The organism is Mesorhizobium sp. ZC-5, assembly GCF_025753855.1.
GTDB lineage: Bacteria > Pseudomonadota > Alphaproteobacteria > Rhizobiales > Rhizobiaceae > Neomesorhizobium.
In genome coordinates this window covers 148316-169639 of sequence record NZ_JAOWPT010000010.1, presented here as the reverse complement: position 1 = coordinate 169639, position 21324 = coordinate 148316, and the positions used below count along the sequence as shown (strand labels likewise).

Here is a 21324-nt window from a genome sequence, read left to right as displayed (position 1 = left end):
ATCAGACCGGCAGTGATAGCCGGGTCTGGTATGCAGCGCGGAAGCAGCTTGGATGTAAATCCGATGTGGATACTTCGATCATCGACCTCCTCGCCTTTCGGCCGGAAAATAACGGTTGGCGCTGGGCTTTGCGGCCTCTCCGATCGTATTCGGATGGTGACCAGCGTTCCACGCGATCCGGCAGACCCCGTTCGGCAACTCAATCCGCTGGGCAAACTGCCGACGCTCGTGCTCGAGGACGGATCGGCCCTGTTCGATTCACGGGTCATCCTCGAATGGCTCGACGCGCAAGCGGGTGGGGGCAGAATCATTCCTACAGGCGAGCACCATTTTGAGGCGCTGCGGCTGCAGGCGGTTGGCGACGGGATGATGGACGCAAGCGTCCAGCAAATGTCGGAACGGCGACATCATGAAGGATCGGCACTCAGCCAGATCTGGATGGACTATCAGCGCGAGAAGGTTACACGATCGCTTGCGTTCGTCATGTCCCACAGGGAGATGCTGTCAGGCACGCCGCATGTCGGCCATATCGCACTCGCCTGCGCGCTCGCCTACCTTGATTATCGCTTCGACGGGTACTGGCGCGTGGGCTATCCCGATCTGGTGGACTGGCTTGATGGTTTTGCGGCAGCCGTTCCAAGTTTCGCGGCGTCGGCACATCCGGTCTGATCCTCAGACCGGATTGGACGCCGCGAAGTAATGGCCGCAGACAAGTTTGTTGCTATCCCTTGGCGTTTTGAATGGCTTCCCAAACGCGGCCTGGTGACGCCGGCATATCAAGGTGCCGAATACCGAGCGGGGCAAGGGCATTGCACACTGCATTCATCGTTGCGGCGAGGCCGCCGACAGCCCCAGCCTCGCCGACACCCTTGACGCCAAGAGGATTCATGGCGGTCGGAACTTCCACGCTGGCGCAAACGATCTGCGGTATGTCAGTCGACAGCGGCATTCCGTAGTCCATGAACGAACCGGTCACGAGCTGTGCGGACGCGTCGTGGACGATATGCTCCTTTATCGCCTGGCCGATGCCTTGCGCGACGCCGCCATGAATCTGCCCCTCGACCAGGAGCGGGTTGAGAACGCGGCCAACATCCTCGACGCTGACATAGTTCAGCACGTCGACCAGGCCCGTCTCCGGGTCAATCTCGACTTCGCAGACGTGACAGCCGTTCGGGTAGGTCGGATTGGGAGGTGTAAACGCGCTTTGCCCGAACAGAGTGCGTTCTTCTTGATCTTTCTCCGCCGCCAGTAGCGCCGTCTCGGCCAGTGACAGCGACTGGTTGGTACGCAGCCGTTTGAATACCCCGGCGGAGAACTCGATGTCTTCGACAGGCACGTCGAAATGGTCGGCCGTAAGTTGGCTGCCGCGTTCGATCAACTGCTTGACGCACAGCGTCATCACCGAACCGCCGATGGTCAGAGCGGCCGATCCGCCATTACCCTTGCCGTTATGGAGCGCATTCGTATCACCCTGGCGGTAGCGAATGTTCTCGACCGGAATTTCAAGCAACTGTGAAACGATGCTCGTGAACGTCGTCTCGGTGCCTTGACCGGTCGACATCGTCCCGGAATATATTGTTACCGTGCCATCCGTTTCCGCCTCGACGCGCCCGTAATCTGTGCTAATGGCCCGGAAGGGACCCGCTGCGACCTCGATAGGGTTCGAAATGCCGATACCTCGCAAAAGGCCTCGGCGCTTGGATTCCTCACGCCGCGCCGCAAAGCCCTCATAGTCCACGATTTCCGCCGCCCTGTCCATGTTCTGGGCGAAGTCGCCGCAATCATATTTGTAGAGAAAACCGGTTTGGAACGGCATGGCGTCCATCGGGATCAGGTTGCGGCGGCGAAGTTCGAACGGGTCGATCCCCAGTTCAGCCGCGGCGACGTCAATTACACGCTCGATCGCGTAGGTTGCGTCCGGCCGACCGGCGCCGCGGTATGGCGCCGTCGGCTGGGTGTTGGTCAAAATGCCGTAAGCATCGGCGGCGATGAGCGGCGTTCTGTAAACCCCCGCGATCCCGCCTATGTTTAGCAAATGTGAGGTGGAACGACCGGACAGGTAGGCGCCGATATTAATTCGGTAGCCGACTTTGAGAGCGGTGAAGTTGCCCCGTTCGTCGAGTCCCAAGGTGGCCTTGATCAGAACGTCCCGGCCATGTTCGTCGGAGAGGAAGGCCTCGCTCCGGTCCGACACCCAGCGGACAGGCCTTCCTGTTCGCCTGGCCGCCCAGAGGGTCAGGGCTTCGTCGCGCAGGAAGCCCGACTTCATTCCGAACGAACCACCGACATCCTTGACGATGATCCGCATCTTGGCCGGTTCGATATTGAGCGATTTGGCTAGCGGCCCTCGCATTGCATAGGGGCTCTGGTGGCTCATGTAGAGCGTATGAACACCGTCTTCGTCGACCATGCCGATTGCCGCGCGAGGCTCCAGCGGCATTGCCGCCACGCGCGACACATGTGTTTCCAGCTTGGTGACATGATGAGCGCGCGCCAGAGCCGCGTCGACGCCCGCAACGTCGCCGTGCGTCCAGTGGAAGGCGACGTTGTCCGGCGCGTCATCCCATACGGCGGTGGCGGACGGGTCGATCGCGTCCGCCACCGTTGCCACCGAGTCGCGTTGTTCGTACTCGACCGCCACGTGTTCGGAGGCGTCGCGCGCGATCTCGGCGGTTTCGGCGATAACCAGCGCAACCGGCTCGCCGATGAAACGAACCCTATCGGAAACCAGAAACGGCCGTGGGGTTCTGGCGGCATCCCGGTCGTCGCTCCTCTTGACCGTCACCGCGAAAAGAACGCTTTCGAAGCCATCAGCCGCAGCATCCGCTCCAGTGAGGACCGCGATCACTCCTGGTAATGCAAGAGCTTCTTCGGCCTCGATGCCGACGATCCGGGCGCATGGATGCGGGCATCGCACCATCGCAAGGTGCAACATTCCTGGAAGGGTCACGTCTGCCGTATAAGTGCCTTGTCCGCGCATGAGACGTTCATCCTCGCGTCGCGTCAACGACCGGCCAAACCGCAACTCCGCCATTCCTCATCCTTTCTGGTTCTGTGTCTCGAAGGGCGACATTGACATGTCATAGAAAGAAATGACATTATAATCTTTGACGATTGCCTTCCACACATTTGGCAACTGCATGCCCCTGCAAATGCGCCATTCTTGGGTCAGCGTCGGCGAATATTCTCGCCGCGCTCCGCATCCGCACGTTGACTGACGTGGGAAGACAAGGCTTGCAATCGTCACCTGATAAAAAGTCTGAAGTGGGAGGATAAATTGAAACTACGAAGCAGCCTTTTCAAAGCGACCTTAATCGGCCTAGGCCTTCTGGCCGGCATCACCACAAATGCGGCGAATGCTCAAACGGATTGGCCAAGCCGATCCGTCATCGTGATCGTTCCGTGGGCCGCAGGCGGCGGTACCGACCCGCTCGCTCGGCTCATCTTTGACGACATGAGCAAGCGGCTGGGACAGCCTTTCGTCCTCGATTTCCGGCCTGGAGCCGCGGGCACCATTGGAGCGAACACCGCCGCGAAATCGGACCCGGACGGCTACACTATGCTTTTCACGTCCGGTGCGCCGGCAGTGAACGCCAATTTCATGCCCAACGTGGCGTATGATCCGAAGACCGACATCGTTGCGGTTGCGCAGGTCACAGACTCGCCAACCTTCCTGACGGCGAATGTCAACACGCCTTTCAGCACGTTCCAGGAATTGATCGACTACGCGAAGGCAAACCCCGGTAAGGTCAACGCCGCATTTTCCGGCGTTGGCGGCAACAGCCACCTCGCCGTCACCACTGTCCAATACATGACAGGCGTTGAGTTCAACGTCGTTCCTTACACGGGTTCCGGCGCGCAGCAGGCGGACCTGATGAGCGGCGTCGTCGATATCGGCTTCGGCTTCGCGGCGGGTTTCATGCCGGGCGTCAATGGCGGCAAGCTGAAATACATCGCCGCAATGTCGGACAAGCGGGATCCGCTGATGCCCGATGTACCGGCTACCGACGAAAGTTCGTACAAGGGCGTCTATCGCGGCAATTGGTTCATGGCGCTCGCGCCGAAGGGCACGCCGCGCGAAATCATCGACAAGATGAACGCCGAACTGCGGGTGAGCGTGGCCAAGCCCGAGATCGCCAAGAAGATCAACGAACTCGGCTATACGGTGACGATCGGGTCTCCCGAAGACGCAGCCAACCTCATCAAGGCCGATGTCGAGAACATGAAGAAACTGGTCGACGCCGGCGTCTTCAAGCTTGAATAGGCTCCCTCCCAAGGGCAAGCGAGGACCGGCGGTGCCGGTCCTCGCTTGCAGGTCCAGGGACGAACTGGTGAGCACAAAAGGCGCCGCAATTTTGCATGCGGCGCCTTTTCTTTATGCGATCGGCTGACTGGTCGCGTTTTTACTTTGCTTCTTCACGCCATGCGGTGGCGGCGCGTTCGGCGACCTTCATTCCTTCCGACGCGATCGGAACGCCGGCGTAGACGCCGGCCTGCAACACCACCTCGATGATTTCGTCTTCCGTCACGCCATTGTTCAGGGCACCGCGGACATGGATCTCGAATTCATGCCATCGCGCCATCGCGGCCAGCATCGCTAGGTTGAGCATGCTCCGCGTCTTGCGCTCCAGTCCAGGGCGGACCCAGACATTCCCCCAGCAATGCTCGACGGTGAATTCCTGGAACGCCTTCTTGAAGTTCGAAGGGGCCGGGCCTGGCTGGCTGACATAAGCCTGGCCGAGAACCTCGGTTCTGATCTGTTTGCCCAGCGCAAGCTTCTGTTCGTGATCCATGGTCGTATTTCCTCTGGCTAACTAAGTGTGGTCCCGTCGATCTCGACAGGCTTTGCAAGCGCGCGCATCCTGATGCCCGCTCTGTTTCGCATTTGCTGGATGGCGTTCAGTTCACCTGGAAGTGCCCCGCATCGACCCAGCCTTTCATCTCGACAATTTCCTCCGAGATGATTTTGGCGGCTTGCTCCGGTGTGTCACCGATTACGATCAAACCGAGATCGTTGATCTTCTTTTCGGCTTCGGGCGTCTTCATCACCTCAATCACTGCCGCGTTCAGTTTTTCGAGGATCGCGCGCGGCGTCTCCTTCGGTACCGAGATCAGGTACCAACTGTCGCTGTAGAGGCCCTTGTGGCTGCTCTCGTCGGTCGACGGGATATCCGGCATCAGCGGGAGACGTTCGGGTGCCATCACCGCCAGGTATTTGAGTTTGCCGGCCTCGACGCCTGACGCGTAGGCTGTCGAGAACCCGAAGGTAATGTCGACGGCGCCGCCCATCAGGTCGGGCAGGATTCCACCGGAACCGGCATAGGGAACGAGATTGACCTGGATACCGGTCTTGGACTGGATTACGGCCAAAGCCGCGTGGGCACCACCGCCGAGGCCTGAGACGGCACCGTTTACCTTGCCCGGATTTGCCACCGCGTAGGCGATGAACTCGTCGAAGTTATTATAGGGCACAGCGGCGTTGGCGGTGACGAAGTTAGGCGCTCCCGCTGTGCGCACCACCGGCACCAGGTCCTTGACCGGGTCATAAGGGACGTTCGCGTTCAGCGACGCGTTAACGATCGCGGTTTTGGCGGAGAACATGATGGTGTAGCCGTCGGGATCGGCTTTTGCGACAACGTTGCCACCGAGCATCATCGACGCGCCGGGGCGGAAATCGAGTACGAAATTCTGGCCGAACTTCTTGCTTAACCCGTCGAAGATCACACGGGCCAGCGGGTCCGCGCCACCGCCGGCGTTGACCGGCACGATGACCGTGACCGGACGGTCGGGCCATTCTTGTGCCACGGCCGCGCCTTGCATGGCCAGCAGGGCTACAAGAAGAGTAAACGATGCAAGCGCTCGCAGTACCATTACGTCCTCCCGTTGTTTTTCTTATTATACTATAATGTCATGACATATTAAGAGGTCAATTAACAATCGCGTCGTGCGCCTTGGTTATCAGGGCGGCTTGGCTACCGAGAAAAGTTCGGCCTGAGTCCGGGGCTCGGCCAGTCCATCTCGACCAGTTCGCCACGACCGGCGAGCGTGATATAGGCGGTACGCATGCCGGCACCACCGAAACAGATGTTGGTGGTCATCGCGTCGCCGGTCTCTACCTGCCTGACGACTTCGCCAGAGGGGCTGACGACGGTTATGGCGCCGCTCGCGAGCGTTGCCACGCAGATATTCCCGCTGGCTTCTAACGCCAGGCTGTCGAATTTCTGCAGCCCACCCAACCCGCCGAGGAAGCGGCCGCCATGAGGGGCTGCATGAGAATCGTCGCGCCTCAGCACACCAGGCTCCTCGATCGAAAAAGACCACAGCCGCGCGGTCGGCATCTCCGCGACATAGAGCGTCGCTTCGTCGGGTGACAGGCCTATACCGTTCGGTCGCTGCATCGGGAATGCCACTTCGCGGATGCTCGAGCCGTCCGGCAGCGCATAATAGACGGCGCCGTGCACGATATGGTCCGGCGTCGATTTGCCGAGATCGGTGAAGTAGAAGCCACCGTGCCGGTCGAATACCAGATCGTTGGGCGCGCTGAGTTGCCGCCCACCGCATCCGACATAGAGCAATGTCATTTCGCCCGTCTCAATGTCGATGCGCTCGATACGGCCGCCGGTGTAGGTGACAGGGCGAGCGGGTGAGGCATCGCGCGGGCCTTCGGTCCACAGATAACCGCCATGATTGCAGACATAGAGAGCGCCGTCGGGGCCGAAAGCGGCGCCATTCGGGCCACCGCCAAGACGGGCCATAGAGGTGACGGCACCGTCTGGGGCGACACGGGTTACGGTGCCGGCGTGTATCTCGACGAGGATCAGGCTGCCGTCGGACAGCGCAACAGGACCTTCGGGAAATTTGAGGCCTGAGGCAAGAACTCGCACGCCGATGCTCCTGCGGACTTACATCAAGAACACGCCCTTGCCGCCGCTTTGCAATGCGAACTTCTTGTAAGCCTCGTCGCCCTGCTCGAGGCGCCAGCGATCGGTAAAGACGGCGTCGACTGGGATACCACGGTCGGCGACATAGCGTGCAAAGCTGGCCTGACCGACCTTGGAGAAGGTCCACGAACCGATGAAGGTCAGCTGCCTTTGCGTGATGGTGCTCACGTTGTCGCAACTGAATGCTGTACCGCCGGCGATGAACAGAAGCGTACCCCACGGCGCGAGCGAGGCCAGTGCAGCCGCCCGCGCATCAGGAGAAGCTGACGCTTCCATCGCAACGCGCACACCTTTGCCCCTGGTGAGTTCTTTGATTGCAGCAACGGGATCTTCGTCCTTTGGGTTCACGACGTGATGCGCGCCGAGTTCCTTAGCCCTGTCCAGTCGTTCCTTGGTGATATCGAGGGCTATCACGCGGGCACCCATGGCCGCAGCGAGCTGGGTGCCAGCCAGTCCGACAGGACCCTGTCCGAAGATGGCGATGGTGTCGTCGCCGGTGAGACTGGCGCGTTTCAGCCCTTGGAAGGCTGTTCCGGTGCCGCAGGAAATGGCTGCGCCGGCTTCGAAGCTGAGTTCGTCCGGTAACGGCACAAGCGTGCGGGCCGGCACCTTCATGTAGGGCGCGTGGCCGCCATCGGCGCCAATCCCGTAGACCACCGGATTCTCTTGATCGCACATTTGTTCCCAGCCGGAGCGGCAATGATCGCAGACGGTGCAGCCGGCGTAGTGATGAACCATCACGCGGTCGCCGATCCGTGCCTGTCGAGGCGAGACGCCCGGCCCGATAGCCGCGACCACGCCGCAGGGCTCATGACCTGCGATAACCGGCTTGGTCATTACCACGCGAGCAATCGTCAAGCTGCCGCGCGGCGCCTTGTACATCTTGAGGTCGCTGCCGCACATTCCAGAGGCCTTCATCTCGAGAACCACCTCGCCCTCGCCGGGGGTCGGATCTGGAACATCGAGAAACTCGATCGTGCTGCTGCCGCCAAAGCTCAATCCACGCATTTTGTCTTACCTGCTGTTGTCGAAGAAATTGTCCGTTGCGGCACCGGCCGGCGCCGATTGTTATTGCGGTTCGATGCCAAGCTTCTTGAAGTCGGCTTCGAAGACCACACCTTGCTGTCCAAGCTCGGCGGCATATTGCTCGGGGGTTCCTTCATAGACCTGAAGCCCCGCGCTTTCGATCTTGCTGCGCGCCTCCGGAGACCGCTTTGCTTCAGCGAATGCGTCCCTCAGCTTCTGCAGAATGGGCTCCGGTGTGCCGGTGCGGACCAGGACGCCGTACGAGAAATCATCCGTGATTTCGTAGCCCAGTTCCACGAAGGTAGGCACCTCGGGAAAGCTGCTGACACGCTGCTTGCCGCTCGTCGCAACGATATGGAGGTCAGGGCGCTCCGTAACAGAAGTGACCGACGCAGGTGCAGAGAAATAGGCGTCGATAGTGCCTGCCGTCAGAGCCGTGACAGCATCGGCGCTGCCCTTGAATGGGACCTCGCTCCATCCGATACCCGTGAGTGCCTGAAGACGTTGGGATGCGAGATTCGCCGGGCTCGATGGGCCGAGCGATGCATATGTCAGCTTGCCGGGATTTGCCTTGCCGTATGCGATCAGGTCGGCAAGGGTCTTGGCGCCAGAGGAGGCAGAATTGATAACGAGGACGAAGGGAGAGAAGGTATGGCCCCCCACCACCTCGAAGTCCGACATCTTGTAACCTGGATCCAACATGCCGTAGATGTTGGACACCATCGCCGACGCGCCGAACAGCAGGTTGTAGCCATCGGCGTCAGCCTGGGCGATCAGCCGCCCGGCGATCGCCGAATTCGCGCCCGGCTTGTTCTCCACGGGGATCGGTTGGCCGAGTATTTTCGACATGTCGGAGGCCACGATGCGCGCCAGCAAATCGGTCGTCGCGCCTGCTCCGTAGCCGACAGTCATCTTGATTGGCCCGGTCGGGTAATCCTGAGCACCGGCCAGCGTCGGCAGCGCCATCACGATGGCAACACCAAGAACAGGCGCCAGCAAAGCGGCGCGGAGACGTCCGGTGGGAAATCTCCGACAGGATACCGCAAAATGGCTCAGAGTGGAGAGTGCGGATTTCAGTCCAGTCATTTGGTCCTCCCTACGAATTCTCTTCCTTACCAGCCGTTCAGCCTCGGAAATGCTCGTTCAACGAACCTCTTTCCTCCGCATCGGTCGATGCGTGGTGGGATCCTCCGTGGAGTTCACCATGCTACAGCACTGGTCATGCTGTCTAGCTCATTATAACAATATGCTATACTGATTTCGGGGAAGCGATGGAAACGGACCGAATGGACTACACGACCCTAGGACGGACGGGCCTCAAAGTGAGTGTCGCGGGGCTTGGTTGCGGCGGCTTCAGCCGCCTCGGCCTGTCACATGGCAAGACGGAAGCCGAGGCCGCCGATATCGTTCGCACCGCGCTCGATCTCGGCGTCAACTACATCGACACCGCCGAGGCGTATGAAACCGAGGGAGCCGTCGGCCTGGGCATAAGCGGCCGCGATCGTGGCACGCTGGTCATAGCCACCAAGGGGCGCGTGCACCGACGAGACGAACTTTATTCCGCCGACCAGATCGCGCAGAACATCGATGCCTCCTTGAGGCGGCTGAAGACGGACTACATCGATGTCTACCAGCCGCATGCCCCTCGGCCGGAGAGTTTCGATCATCTGATTGAGGTGGTGCTTCCCGTCCTGCTGCGCGCCAGGGAGAACGGCAAGATCCAACACATTGGGCTTACCGAGTCAGGCGATGACATTCATCATCGTCTGCTGCTTCGCGCGACTGCGCATGCCGAATTCGAGGTGATGCTGCTGGCGTTCCACATGATGCATCAGAACGCTTGCCACGAACTGCTCCCCCGACTTCAAGCCGAGCAGACGGGCGCCGTGGGAATGTATGCGGTACGCAACATCTTTGCGCGCGGTGAGGCGCTGCGCGCAAAGGTGAGCGAGCTTTGTGCGGTGGGGCAATTGCCGGCGGAGCTCGATGGCAAGGAGAATCCACTCGACTTCCTGGTCCACGACAGAGGCGCCGAGACCGTCGCCGCCGCCGCTTACCGATTCGCGCGCCATCAGGCCGGCATGAACGTGGTTGTGTTCGGGACGGGAAATCCTCGACACGTTCACAGCAATGTTGCCTCCATCATGAAGCCTCCGCTGCCGGTCGAGGACATCGAGAAGATCCATGCGCTATTCGGTCATTTGATCGGGGTTGGATTGGACGCTACGCCAAGAGCCACGAACCGAGAAGCACCGAAGGTCCCATAGTCACGCCACCCATGCTGGTCAGGACTCGTGACGTTGACGAGGAGCGTTCAGCCGCATGTTGACTATAATGGCATAACAAATATAGTTTCATTGCCTCGAGACCCGATGTCGATTGCGGCCCGCCTATGGGTCTGGATGAGATCAACCTTCAGGGGACATTGATGGAAGCTGAAGCGGATTACGTGATCGTAGGCGCCGGATCTGCTGGTTGCGTCATCGCCAACCGTTTGTCGCAGGGCGCCGAGCGGGTCGTGATCCTGGAGGCCGGTGGGTCTGACAATGACTATAAGCTGCGCGTTCCCGCAGCGGCGCTGAAGCTCCGTGGCCACAATGTCTTCGACTGGCGGTTCGTGACCGACAAGCACGAGGAAACGGCCGGCCGCTCGTTCCAGTGGACACGCGGCAAGGTGCTTGGCGGCAGCAGTTCGATCAACGGCATGAACTTCGTACGCGGACTGCCTTCCGACTTCGACGACTGGGCGGCCTCCGGTGCCGACGGATGGTCGTTCAGGGACGTGCTGCCGTACTTCAAGTCAATGGAGCGCTTCGACGGCGGGTCTGACGAGTTCAGAGGACGCATGGGCCCGCTCAGGGTGGCATCCTATAAGACCATCCTGCCGGTGACGCACCGGCTCGCGGAAGCCGCCCAGCAGACCGGCTTCAAGCTGTTCTCCGACCTCAATGCCGCAACCGGGGAGGGTGTCGGCTATTCCCAGATGGCGCGCAATGGGCGCTTTCGGGCATCCAGCGCGCGCGCATTCCTCGCGCCGGTCACCGCGCGTCCCAACCTCAAGGTGGAAACCGGGGCGCTGGCGCTGCGCCTCCTTTTCGAAGGACGCCGCTGCGTCGGTGTGGTCTATCGCCAGAACGGCGCGGAAAAGACCGTTCACGCCCGCCGCGAAGTAATTGTCTCGGCGGGATCAATCGGGTCTCCGCATCTGCTGCAAGTGTCGGGCATCGGCGCGGCAGAGCACCTGAAGTCGATCGGTGTCGATGTCGTGCATGACCTTCCTGGCGTGGGCGAGAACCTGAATGATCACTATGCTTGCACTGTGGCCCAGAAGACCCGGAACATCCTGACGCTGAATGATTTTGTCGGCAGCTGGCGGCTCGCCCCGTCGGCTGTTCAGTGGGCTCTCTTTGCGTCTGGCCCATTCACCTTCGGCTCAACGACGGTGACCATATTTGCCAGGAGCCGCCCAGACATCGCAAATCCGGACCTGCAGTTCCTTTTTATGCCCGGGATATTTCCCCGCAGCAGTGCATCGAAGAAGGAACTGATCGGGATCGAAGCCGTAAAAGGCATCCGCTTTTCGGTGAGCGCGGCAAAGCCGAAGAGCCGCGGACGGTTGCGTGCGCGGACTTCCGACATTTCCGAACATCCGTCCATAAATCCTGGCTACCTGACGGCACAGGAGGACATGGAGACGCTGAAGGCAGGACTCCGTCTCGGCCGGCGCATCTTCTCCGCGCCCGCTCTGTCGCCTTACGTCTACGATGAAGTCTTCCCTGGTGAAGCCGTTCAGTCGGACGAAGAGATCGAAATCTATATCCGTGCGACAGGCCACACGGCCTATCATCCTGCCGGCACTTGCAGGATGGGCAAGGATCCCATGGCTGTTGTCGATCCGAGCCTGCGGGTCCATGGCATCGACGGCCTGCGGGTCGCGGACGCTTCGATAATGCCCATAGTGACAACGGGCAACATCAACGCGCCGACAACGATGATCGGGGAGAAGGCTTCGGACCTCATTCGAAGGGATGTGGGGCCGACTGACAGTCGGCCCACCGCCGCGGCATAGGCTCGCTCGGCGGTTCGCAAGCATGGCAAACGGAATCAGCTCAGCAGTGAGCGCAGTGCGCGGACGGAAGCCTCCGCGCCCGACACGATATTTTCGGCGATCTGTGCGGGAACCAGCGCAGGAACATTCGACATCGAGAGTTGTCCGAGCACGATGCTTCTCACGTCGGTGCGACCGGCGATGGCGTCGGCGATCAGCTGATCATGCCGCGCGATGTCGCCCTTGCTGATGGCTTCCTTTGCGGCGTCGACAACGAGCGTTTCCAGTTCGATGGTAGCATCGGCCCGCCTCGCGGCAGCCTCGATGTTTGCCGCGATGACCGGGGCTGCGCGGCGCGCCGTGCAGACCAGGAGCACCTTGCCGCCTCGCGCGACGACTTCTTCCGCCATCGCTTCATCGGACTTGAATATGGGGATCGGAAGGCCAAGTCGAGCCTCCTCTACTACCGGTCCGAAAGTGGAGCCTGTAAAGACGATCGCGTGCGCACCCGAAGCCAGACAATGGGCGAAGAGCGCGCGCATGCGTGACGGCACAGTGGCGTCGACGACGCCGTCGGGTGTGACGTCGGCATAGAGGGACTCGTCGACCAGGTTGAGCGCTTCGGCCTCCGGCCATAGATCGCGGAAAGCCTTTTCTATCGGCGGAAGCGAATGCCGATATGCATGGACCAGTATGATGCGTCTGGTTGAACTGTCCTTAGCCCGGGACACTCAAGACCCCCTGTAGGTAGCTTGCGTGGAGGTGGTGCAGTCTATTGATCGGTCAATTTGCTGCACCGGCCAAATCCTCCTTCAAATGATATAAAAGTTATGCCAAATGGGTCTAGCGAAAAGTCGAGCAGAAGAGGCGGAAGATGACCAAGATTGCGGTAATCGACGATTGGCAGGGCGCGGCGCGGGAAAGCGCGGATTGGGCACCGCTTAAAGCACGCGCGGAGATCACTTTCTTCGATCAGGCTTTTGCGACCGAGGATGCGGCTGCGAAGGCGTTGGCCGATTTCGACATAGTCATGACGATGCGCGAGCGAACCCCGTTTCCCGCCAGCCTGATCGGCCGGCTTCCCAAACTCCGCCTCCTGAGCATTACCGGTCCGCGCAACATGTCGGTTGACCTTCACGCTTTGAAGGAGCGCGGTATAGCGGCTACCAAGACGGGTTTCGGCGACGGCGCCGATACCGCGGCGGCGGAACTGGCGCTCGGCATGATGCTGGCGGCGGCACGCCATGTGCCCGTTGGAGATATGAATATGCATGCCGGCAAGTTCCAGGGCGGCGTGCCGCTGGGCTTCGTCGTGCGCAACAAGACGGTCGGCCTGATTGGCCTTGGGCGGCTCGGCACGGCCATGGCGAAATACTGCAAGGCGCTTGGCATGAACGTGCTGGCGTGGAGCCCGAATCTAACCGAAGAGCGAGCAAACGCGGCCGGTGTGACATTCGCCGCGAAAGACGACCTGCTCGTGCGCTCGGACGTGATCAGCATTCACATGGTGCTGGCGCCCGCCACGCGGGGTATCATTGGTCGACGCGATCTCGAACTGATGAAGCAAGGCGCGATCCTGATCAACACGTCGCGCGGTCCGCTGGTGGACGAAGCGGCGCTGATCGAATTCGCCGATGCGGGCAAGATCGTCGCGGCGATCGATGTCTATGATGTCGAACCCGTACCTTCCGACCATCCGCTACGCAGTGCAAAGAATATGCTGCTGCTGCCGCATATAGGATTCTGCGTGCGCGAAAACTTTAGCACTTTCTATGGCGAGTCCGTCGAGAACGTGCTCGCTTTTTTGGATGGCGCACCTATCCGGTTGCTTGAAGCTTCATGAAGCAGGGTTGAGCCCCCGACAGAGGCGCTGTTCGGGGCGTCAGATCGTGAACAGCGGCGGTATTTCGTTGACATCCGCGATATCGGTGAGACGCCACATGCGGTCGAGCGCTTCTCGGGCACGACGTGACCCGATGTATTCTTCCGCCAGCGCCGTGAACTTCGCATCCATCTCGGCGACCGACTTAGCCCGGCCCATGTCTTCCCTGTCGGGGCCACCCGCCTCGCCGACGACGACTTCACCCGCCTTGGTGTACACCGTCACCCGTGTGTAATGCTGGCGGGGATAGCGGTCGTAGGCTTCCGTGAACTCGTCGTTAGCCAAAACCTCGACCTTCTGGATCAAGGCGCGCAGATCAGGGTCCCACAGGCGGTCGTCCTTGAACTGGCGCGGCCCGACTGAGCCGTCCGACAGCGCGGCGGCCACGACATAGGGAATGCTGTGATCGGCGGTCTCGCGGCTAGTTGGATTCCAGCGCTGCTCGCCCGTTCCGACGCCGTTCTTGGCGTAGGCGTAGGTCTCGACGACCACACGTTCGACCTCAGGTGCCCGCACCTTGCGTGCTGCATCCTCGGCCGCGAAGATCGAGGAGATGGTGACGGCACAGGAGGCTCGCGGCTTGATCAGGGAATCCCGGATGCGGTAGACGCCCGATTTCGGATCGAGACCGTCGACCGAGTATGTGTTGCGCGCGACATGCTGATTCCAGCCCGCCGTCCCCTCGAAAGGGAGATGCGGGCCTTCGATGCCTGCCCGCGCCATGAAGGCGGCCGAAACACCGGCCTTGCCACCTTGGCCCGCCGCCGCTGCTTTCCACATCGACAACTGGTTGCGGCGGGTCTGGTTGAGCGGGTTGTTGGCGACGGTGCAGATCGATATCGCATGCTTGAGTTGCTGCGGTGTCAGGCCGAGAATCCGGCTGGCACCGGCAGCAACGCTCAATCCGGCCAGTCCGGTCTGGTCGAACCCGGTGATCTGAACCACGTCCGAGATACCGAGATAAATCTCGTAGGCCACAACGATAGCCGTCAGGAACTCACGACCGCTTGCCCCGACATGTTCCGCGACCGCCAGGATCGGCAAGATGACGTCGCTCGGATGTGCTCCGCCGGCACCGCGCGACATGTAGACGTCGTTCCATTCCGCCTCGCGAGAGGTCGCCGAGTTGACGAACGCCGCCCATTCGGGACTCGTCCTTTCCCTTGTGCCGATAATCGTCGAACCATCCGAGGAACGGAATGATGCGGCATAGGCACGGGCGGTGCGTGCGGTCTCTGAAAAGAAGCCCACATATGTGGCGGCGAAGGTATCGATGATGCGCGCCTTCGCCGCCTCGACATCCTCCGCACCGAGGCCGTCGAAGGCGAGTTCCGATGCAAAGGCGGCGATGCGGTCCTGAAGAAGGTCTGCCTGCTGTGTCTTCGATATGTCACTCACGACGGTCGATCCTCCCATGCCTGCCCGGTGACGCACCGCGTTCCACGGGCACTGTTCTATGCCTTTGACTTGCCCTTGACGACAACGCCTTCGCCGGCGCGGCTTTCCAGGAACTCGATGATACGCATCGTTTCCTTGTCGTAGCCACCGGCTATCGCGTCGCGGAAAACTTCCTGCACACGCGGCGCGATGTAAGGCTTGATGCCGAACTTTTCCGCTTGCTGCACGAACAGCCCGAGATCCTTGACGCCGGTATCGATCTTGCCGCCGAATTTTCGGGTCAGGATGTTGGCAGGGATCTTCTGCATCGTCGCGACGTTGCGCCCCGTGCTGACGTTGATGAACTCGAGCAAGGCCTCGACGTCGAGTCCGGCCTTGGCGCCGAACACCATGCCTTCAAAAGCAGCAATGGTACCGGTCGTCGAGAGCATGTTGTTGATCAGCTTGGCGATCTGCGCCGGACCTGGCTTGTCGGCGACATGAAAGATGTGTCGGGCGTATGCCGACATCGCCGGCCGTGCTCGCTCGAGGGCAGCCGCGTCGCCGGCCGTGACGACGGACAGTGTGCCCTGCTCGGCGCCCGGGATGCCGCCACTGATCGGCGCGTCGAGAAAGCTGATGCGGGTCTTCGAAAGCCCGTCGGCGATCTTGGCCATGTAATCGGGGCCGATGGTTGAGCATTCGAGATAGACCTCGATGGCGCTGCCCCTGGCGATGCCGTCTTCGCCAAATGCGACAGCAAGGCTGGCCTCCGGCGACGGAATGCAGGCGAAGACGATCTCGGCATTGTCGGCGACCTCTCGCGGTGACGAAGCGGTTTTGACACCACGCTGGCGAAACGTATCCATCGTCTCGCCGACGACATCGAACACCGTCAAAGCGAACCCTGCCTCGTGAATGCGTGTCGCCATCGGCTTGCCCATGCGGCCCAACCCGATAAAGCCGATCCGATCCGCCATCAATTCCTCCGCACGTTGGGCTCGACGCTTGACAGACGCCAAGCGATTCTCATTAGCCGGCGAACCGCGGCTCCGGCAGGCCTGGGATATCTACCTTGACGTGGAAAAGACATCCGGCCAGCGGCTGTCGTTCCGCCTCCTCGGGCGGCAGGCCGTCACGCATCGTGGTGATGAACAGCGTCGACATGTCTTCGCCGCCGAACATCACGCTGGACGGACGCGTCACCGGCATCTCGATTACGCGAATCTGGCGGCCCCGAGGATCGAACTGGACGACGCGCCCGGCGCCGATCTCGGCGATCCACAGGTTTCCCTCGGCATCGGTCGTACAGCCGTCAGGGCGACCTGGCCGCCCGGCAAAATCAACGAATACACGCTGATTCCTGATCTCGCCCCTGTCGATGTCGAAGTCATAGGCGAAGACCAGCCCGGATCGAGAATCGTGGTGATACATGGTGCGGTCGTCGGGGCTGAACGAGATGCCGTTCGACACGACCAGGTCACCGACCATGCGGGTGACTGTCAGATCCGGGTCTACCCGAAACAGGTTGCCATTGCGGCCGGTCCGTTTACGATCCATCGTACCGACCCAGAAACGGCCCGCCCTGTCGCAGGCGCCGTCGTTGAAGCGTTCCTGCGAGAAGTCGGCGCCTGTCGCCTCGAACGGCTGATCCTCGAGCGTTTCCGGATCCAGCAGGGTAAGCCCGTTGCGATACGCCATGATCAGCCCGCCATTCCTGCGAAAGGCATAGGATCCTGGGTAATGCGGCAGCGCGATCGTATCTGTATCGGCTCCCGACGCTGGATCGCGGCGGAATAGCTTTTTCTGGTCGCAGTCCACCCACCAGATCCGGCCCACCTCCGGATCCCAGACCGGCGCCTCGCCCAAGACGGCGATCGGCTCTGGGTAATGGCGCAACGTGGTCAAAGTCGTCCTCGTGCTCTCTTCAGGATGTCTGGGTCGCGAGGGTGAATCGCGGGATCTTGTAGCCATCGGGATGATCGCCGTAGACCACCCGTACCGCACAGTCGACCGAGAGCTTGTCGGTCTCGGAGGCGTCGATATTGGTGATCAATATCTCACCCTCGTCGAGCATGGCCGCCACGATCGTTGTCGGCGCGGGATAGGCCGGTAGATACTGCTTGTGGTATGTGATCCACGAGAGAACCTTGGCGTTGCCGGATATCGGTTCCCAGCCGAAATCGATCGATAGGCAGTTGGGACAACATGCGCCGGGCGGGTAGCGGTAGGTGCTGCACTCGTCGCAGCGCTGGATGCGCATCCCGCCCTCGGCGATGCTTTTCCACATCGTCTCGTCGAATGGCGAATAAAGGCGCGGTCCGAGCATCATTCCACTCCATAGATGATCGAGTACACCCTGCCGACGACATCGGAGATATACTGGATGTTGCGGCAATCCGGGACGTTCAGTCCGGCCTCACCGCGGAGCTGCCGGACTGCTTCGATCTGGTGCGCCCAGCCCTGCATGTAGCTTTCGGATAGGTGCCCGCCATGCGTGTTGATCGGTAGCTTGCCGCCGGGACCGATACCGGTCTCGCGCATGAAAGCGCCGCTTTCACCGATGCCGCAGAAGCCAAAACCTTCCAGCGCGAACGGAATATGGCAACTGAAGCTATCGTAGACGAGCAGCGCGTCCATGTCCTTCGGACCGAGGCCGACGGCGTTGTAGATCTGTTGTGAAACCACCGTGTGGCCGGTGTGGTAGAAATCCATGAGTCTCGGTCGCAACGTCGTCGAGCCGCCGTGCAGGTCGTAGCGCGCCGCGGTCTTGATCGTGACCGGCTTGCGGCCCTGCCGCTTGGCGCGCGACTTCTCCATGATGATCAGCGCAACGCCACCGTCGTTGATCAGGCAATAGTCCGACAGGTGAAGCGGTTCGGCGATGTAGCGTGACGACAGGTAGCTTTCGAGGCTGAGCGGCCGGTCCTTCATGATCGCCGCCGGATTGTGCGAAGCCCAGGCGCGCTGGCCGACAGAGACCTGGCCGAGATCGCTCTCGGTTGCCCCTGTCAGTTCCATGTGTCGCCGCTGCATGAGCGCGTAAAGCGCACCCTGAGACGTGAGCCCGAAGGGCGCGTGATAGACGTAGGAAAGGTTGGAACCACCACCCATCGCCTGCGGCCCACCATACTGTACCTTGGCCGACTGCTGATCGTTGCCGTAGACCAGGGCCACAACCTCGCAAAGGCCGGATTTCACGGCCATCATCGCCGCGACAATGGCCTGGCTCGAGTCGGCCTGCATGCCCCAGCGCGGCGCCAGCCCATAAAGCTCGCTGGCGCGTTCGTAGGAAGTCGGCGAACCGACGATCAGGCCATCGATCTCCGACTTGTCGATGCCGGCGTCGGCCAGGGCACGCTTGAGGGAGACTGCGCCGTAGCCGTAGGAATCGGTCGGCTTGCCGCCGCCGCGCACGGCCGCGTAGTCGGCGCGCCAATCGCTGTGGCCGATGCCGACCACGGCTGAAATGTTGTCCAGCGACCGGTCGGACGTTGCCTCGATCTTGGTCTGCGGTGCGTTCACGTTGCCTCCTCCATCCGCTCCACCGGGTATGTCAGGCGCTGGCGCTACTCCAACGCTCCGACTTCATGCAGCTTGGCGATTTCGTCGTCGGCCATGCCGAGCATGTCCTTCAGGATGTAGTCCGTGTGCTCGCCGAGAAGCGGGGCACAAGCAATGCGGCCTGGCGTCTTGGAAAGCTTGCTCGGCGAGCCGTTGTACACAACCGGCCCCATCACCGGATGGTCGACGGTGACGAAGTTTCCGCGCGCCGCGATCTGCTCGTCCCGTTCGACGAGATCACGGGCGTTCTGCACCACGCCGGCGGGCACGCCGCTCTCCTGCAACTGTTTCATCAGTTCGAAGGCGTCGTGCTTCTTCGTCCAGGCGACCATCATCGGCTTCAGTTTCGCCTTGCCGGCCATGCGCCCGGCATTGGTGGCAAACGCCGCATCACCGCAGAAGGGCTCCGACCCGGCGACACGGCAAAGCGCCTGCCACTGGTCATCCCGGCGAACGGAGATTGCCAGCCACACGTCGTCGGCGCAGGAAAACAGCCCGTAGGGAAAGAACTCGTAGCTTTCGTTGCCGAGGGGTTTCGGGTTCTTGCCGGTCAGGCTGTAGCCGACGACATTGGGACCAACCAGGTTCATGGTAGATTCCAGCTGCGCCACCTCGATGTACTGGCCCTTGCCGGTGCGCCGGCGATAGATCAATGCGCCCATGACCGCCACGAGAGCGTGGCCGGGATTGACGGAGTGATCGGGGTAGTTGGTGCCAGGGCCGACCAGCATGTCGTCGTCATATCCCGTCACGCCGTAGATGCCGGAAAGGACGTTGAGCGTGTGGCCTACACCACTGTAGGTGCCTTGCGGCCCGCCGGCGCCTTGCAGCGGCATGCCCACATAAATGAGATCCGGTCTGAGCTGGCTCAGGGCATCGTAACCGACGCCCAGGCGATCGAGAACGCCGGCCCGGAAATTGTTCATGACGATGTCGCAGCTCGGTGCGAGCTTCTTGATGACGGCGACTGCCTCGGGCTTCTTGAGGTTCACCGTCAGGCTGAGCTTGCTGGAATTGCGGTTGGTGAAATAAGCGCTGCGATCGGGATCCTTGATGCCCCCGGCATAGGGACCCATGGTGCGCGGAAAGTCCGGGTGTGTCCGGGTCTCGATTTTGATCACCTCGGCGCCATAGTCGGCCATGGCCTTCGTAGCGAAAGGCCCAGCACCGCCGATGGTGAAATCGAGCACGCGAATGCCGCTCAAGGGGAGTCGAGCACGGTCGTTGGCCTGGGCGGGAATTCTCGTCTGGACGTTCATCGCTCTGCCTCGCTCAAATGTCTGTTTAGTACCGACCGGGCCTAGCCAAGTTCCGCGAATACGGCTTCGTTGTCGGCGCCTGCGGCCCTGACAGGTCCAGGCTGGCGTCGCGGCGTCTCGGACAGTCGGAAGGCCGGCCCGGGCCACGTCGCCTGTTTCTCGCCGATCGGCTGATCGACGAACCAGTTTAGGAACTTCAGCTGCGGGTTGTTGAACAGATCGCCGATCTGGCTCATCGGCGCGGAAAGAATATTGGCGCCCTGCAGCTCGTTGTAATTCTGGTATTTGCTCTTGTCTTTGGTGAGTGCGCCGATGATGCGCGTGGCGGCCTCGCGGGCCTCGGGGGTCCGGCGGAAGGTCGGATCCTGCCACTTGGGATCGTCAAGATCGTCGGCGCCTGGTATGCCGGCCCGCTTCAGTGCCTTGACTAAATTGAACCAGCTGCGGGTGATCATGTTCATGTTGGCATAGACGAAGATCTCGCCGTCCGTCGCCGGGAACATGCCGATGCCGGCTTCGTCACTGCGCGGCAGACGCCCGCGGACCCGACCCTCGGTGGTATAGACCTGGATGGCGCTCTCGAGCGTGTGGGCGATCGCCTCGTGAACCGAAACATCGACATGCTGGCCTTCGCCGTTGCCAAGCGAATGCCACAGCGCGATCAGGATGCCGGAGGCAGCATGCAGACCGGCGATGAAGCAGGATTGTTCGCCGAACAGCTTGAGCGGTTCCCGTTCCGGCAAACCGCTCAGCGTCATGAAACCGCCCATGGCCTGGCTGATCAAATCGTCGGCCAGCCATTCCCTGCGTGGTCCGGTAGAACCGAAGGGGGTGATCGAAGCCCAAACCAGACCGGGCTGGCGCTCCGCGAAGTCTTCATAGGCAAGTCCGAGCGCAGCGAGGCGCCCCGGCACCTCGCTCTCGACCACGACATCGGCCGAGGCAACCAGCTTCCTGAAGCGGTCGGCGCCATCGCTGGTGTCGAGGTCGATCGTCACCGAACGCTTGTTGGTGTTCATGTAGGCGTGGAACGCACTGATCCCGGTCTCTTCATCGATAGGCTGCACACTGCGCATCGGATCGCCTTGCGGCCGCTCGATCCGGATCACGTCGGCGCCGAGGTCGCAAAGGATCTTGGTCGCGTAGACCGCGCTGGTGTCGGCCATGTCGATGACGCGCACACCTTCGAGGGCGCGGGGCGTCAGGGAAGTCTCGTTTATGGTCATG

The 21324-nt window shown here is 61.3% G+C and carries 19 protein-coding genes; 5 read left to right on the top strand and 14 right to left on the bottom strand.

Annotation, left to right across the window (positions count from 1 at the left end; translation table 11 throughout):
- Positions 1 to 30 precede the first annotated feature (30 nt).
- Entirely contained in the window at positions 31 to 669 is a 639-nt protein-coding gene (locus OHD58_RS22730) for a glutathione S-transferase family protein (RefSeq protein WP_318528284.1), read from the top strand.
- 52 nt (positions 670 to 721) lie between these two features.
- Here the strand turns inward: OHD58_RS22730 and OHD58_RS22725 are convergent, their stop codons facing one another.
- The gene (locus tag OHD58_RS22725) at positions 722 to 2980 is read right to left on the bottom strand and encodes a xanthine dehydrogenase family protein molybdopterin-binding subunit (protein WP_263805797.1); all 2259 of its coding nucleotides are present in this window, start codon (positions 2978 to 2980) and stop codon (positions 722 to 724) included.
- A 411-nt stretch (positions 2981 to 3391) separates the two neighbouring features.
- Here OHD58_RS22725 and OHD58_RS22720 point away from each other — a divergent pair, with 411 nt between their 5' ends.
- A complete protein-coding gene (locus OHD58_RS22720) occupies positions 3392 to 4264 on the top strand; it encodes a tripartite tricarboxylate transporter substrate binding protein (protein WP_263805796.1) in 873 nt (290 codons plus the stop codon).
- 139 nt (positions 4265 to 4403) lie between these two features.
- Here the strand turns inward: OHD58_RS22720 and OHD58_RS22715 are convergent, their stop codons facing one another.
- The 5 genes from OHD58_RS22715 to OHD58_RS22695 form a co-directional block, all read right to left on the bottom strand.
- The gene (locus tag OHD58_RS22715; protein WP_263805794.1) at positions 4404 to 4793 is read right to left on the bottom strand and encodes a carboxymuconolactone decarboxylase family protein; all 390 of its coding nucleotides are present in this window, start codon (positions 4791 to 4793) and stop codon (positions 4404 to 4406) included.
- A 106-nt stretch (positions 4794 to 4899) separates the two neighbouring features.
- A complete protein-coding gene (locus OHD58_RS22710) occupies positions 4900 to 5871 on the bottom strand; it encodes a Bug family tripartite tricarboxylate transporter substrate binding protein (RefSeq protein ID WP_263805793.1) in 972 nt (323 codons plus the stop codon).
- Between the two features lie 101 nt (positions 5872 to 5972).
- Positions 5973 to 6884 (bottom strand): SMP-30/gluconolactonase/LRE family protein, encoded by a 912-nt coding sequence (locus tag OHD58_RS22705; protein ID WP_263805792.1) that lies wholly within the window; start codon positions 6882 to 6884, stop codon positions 5973 to 5975.
- 18 nt (positions 6885 to 6902) lie between these two features.
- Positions 6903 to 7949, bottom strand: a complete 1047-nt coding sequence (locus OHD58_RS22700) for a zinc-dependent alcohol dehydrogenase family protein (protein WP_263805791.1) — start codon at positions 7947 to 7949, stop codon at positions 6903 to 6905.
- 60 nt (positions 7950 to 8009) lie between these two features.
- The gene (locus OHD58_RS22695; RefSeq protein WP_263805790.1) at positions 8010 to 9053 is read right to left on the bottom strand and encodes a Bug family tripartite tricarboxylate transporter substrate binding protein; all 1044 of its coding nucleotides are present in this window, start codon (positions 9051 to 9053) and stop codon (positions 8010 to 8012) included.
- 200 nt (positions 9054 to 9253) lie between these two features.
- On the opposite strand from OHD58_RS22695, the gene OHD58_RS22690 reads away from it, so the two are divergent.
- Together OHD58_RS22690 and OHD58_RS22685 are read left to right on the top strand one after the other, a co-directional pair.
- Entirely contained in the window at positions 9254 to 10234 is a 981-nt protein-coding gene (locus tag OHD58_RS22690) for an aldo/keto reductase (protein WP_263805789.1), read from the top strand.
- Positions 10235 to 10395: 161 nt separating this feature from the next.
- Complete coding sequence (locus OHD58_RS22685) at positions 10396 to 12036, top strand: GMC family oxidoreductase (protein ID WP_263805788.1); 1641 nt, start codon at positions 10396 to 10398, stop codon at positions 12034 to 12036.
- A gap of 35 nt (positions 12037 to 12071) precedes the next feature.
- Here OHD58_RS22685 and OHD58_RS22680 read toward each other — a convergent pair whose 3' ends face one another.
- Positions 12072 to 12746, bottom strand: coding sequence for an aspartate/glutamate racemase family protein (locus tag OHD58_RS22680; protein WP_263805787.1), 675 nt, complete (start codon positions 12744 to 12746; stop codon positions 12072 to 12074).
- Between the two features lie 143 nt (positions 12747 to 12889).
- Here OHD58_RS22680 and OHD58_RS22675 point away from each other — a divergent pair, with 143 nt between their 5' ends.
- On the top strand, positions 12890 to 13858 hold the full coding sequence (locus tag OHD58_RS22675) for a D-2-hydroxyacid dehydrogenase family protein (RefSeq protein ID WP_263805786.1): 969 nt from the start codon (positions 12890 to 12892) through the stop codon (positions 13856 to 13858).
- 39 nt (positions 13859 to 13897) lie between these two features.
- Here OHD58_RS22675 and OHD58_RS22670 read toward each other — a convergent pair whose 3' ends face one another.
- From OHD58_RS22670 to OHD58_RS22640, 7 genes are read right to left on the bottom strand one after another with little or no spacing between them, the layout of a single operon-like run.
- Positions 13898 to 15295 carry an MmgE/PrpD family protein gene (locus tag OHD58_RS22670; RefSeq protein ID WP_263805785.1) on the bottom strand — a complete coding sequence of 466 codons (1398 nt, stop codon included), beginning with the start codon at positions 15293 to 15295 and terminating at the stop codon, positions 13898 to 13900.
- A gap of 56 nt (positions 15296 to 15351) precedes the next feature.
- Positions 15352 to 16296, bottom strand: a complete 945-nt coding sequence (locus tag OHD58_RS22665; protein WP_263805784.1) for an NAD(P)-dependent oxidoreductase — start codon at positions 16294 to 16296, stop codon at positions 15352 to 15354.
- A 10-nt stretch (positions 16297 to 16306) separates the two neighbouring features.
- Positions 16307 to 17182, bottom strand: a complete 876-nt coding sequence (locus OHD58_RS22660) for an SMP-30/gluconolactonase/LRE family protein (RefSeq protein ID WP_263805783.1) — start codon at positions 17180 to 17182, stop codon at positions 16307 to 16309.
- Positions 17183 to 17201: 19 nt separating this feature from the next.
- Positions 17202 to 17603: a Zn-ribbon domain-containing OB-fold protein gene (locus OHD58_RS22655; protein WP_263805782.1), complete on the bottom strand. Its 402-nt coding sequence runs from the start codon at positions 17601 to 17603 to the stop codon at positions 17202 to 17204.
- On the bottom strand, positions 17603 to 18799 hold the full coding sequence (locus OHD58_RS22650) for a thiolase family protein (protein WP_263805781.1): 1197 nt from the start codon (positions 18797 to 18799) through the stop codon (positions 17603 to 17605). The genes OHD58_RS22655 and OHD58_RS22650 overlap by 1 nt, the downstream gene beginning before the upstream one ends.
- Positions 18800 to 18843: 44 nt before the next feature.
- The gene (locus OHD58_RS22645) at positions 18844 to 20097 is read right to left on the bottom strand and encodes a CaiB/BaiF CoA transferase family protein (protein WP_263805780.1); all 1254 of its coding nucleotides are present in this window, start codon (positions 20095 to 20097) and stop codon (positions 18844 to 18846) included.
- Between the two features lie 41 nt (positions 20098 to 20138).
- Positions 20139 to 21323 carry a CaiB/BaiF CoA transferase family protein gene (locus OHD58_RS22640; protein ID WP_263805779.1) on the bottom strand — a complete coding sequence of 395 codons (1185 nt, stop codon included), beginning with the start codon at positions 21321 to 21323 and terminating at the stop codon, positions 20139 to 20141.
- Position 21324 lies beyond the last annotated feature (1 nt).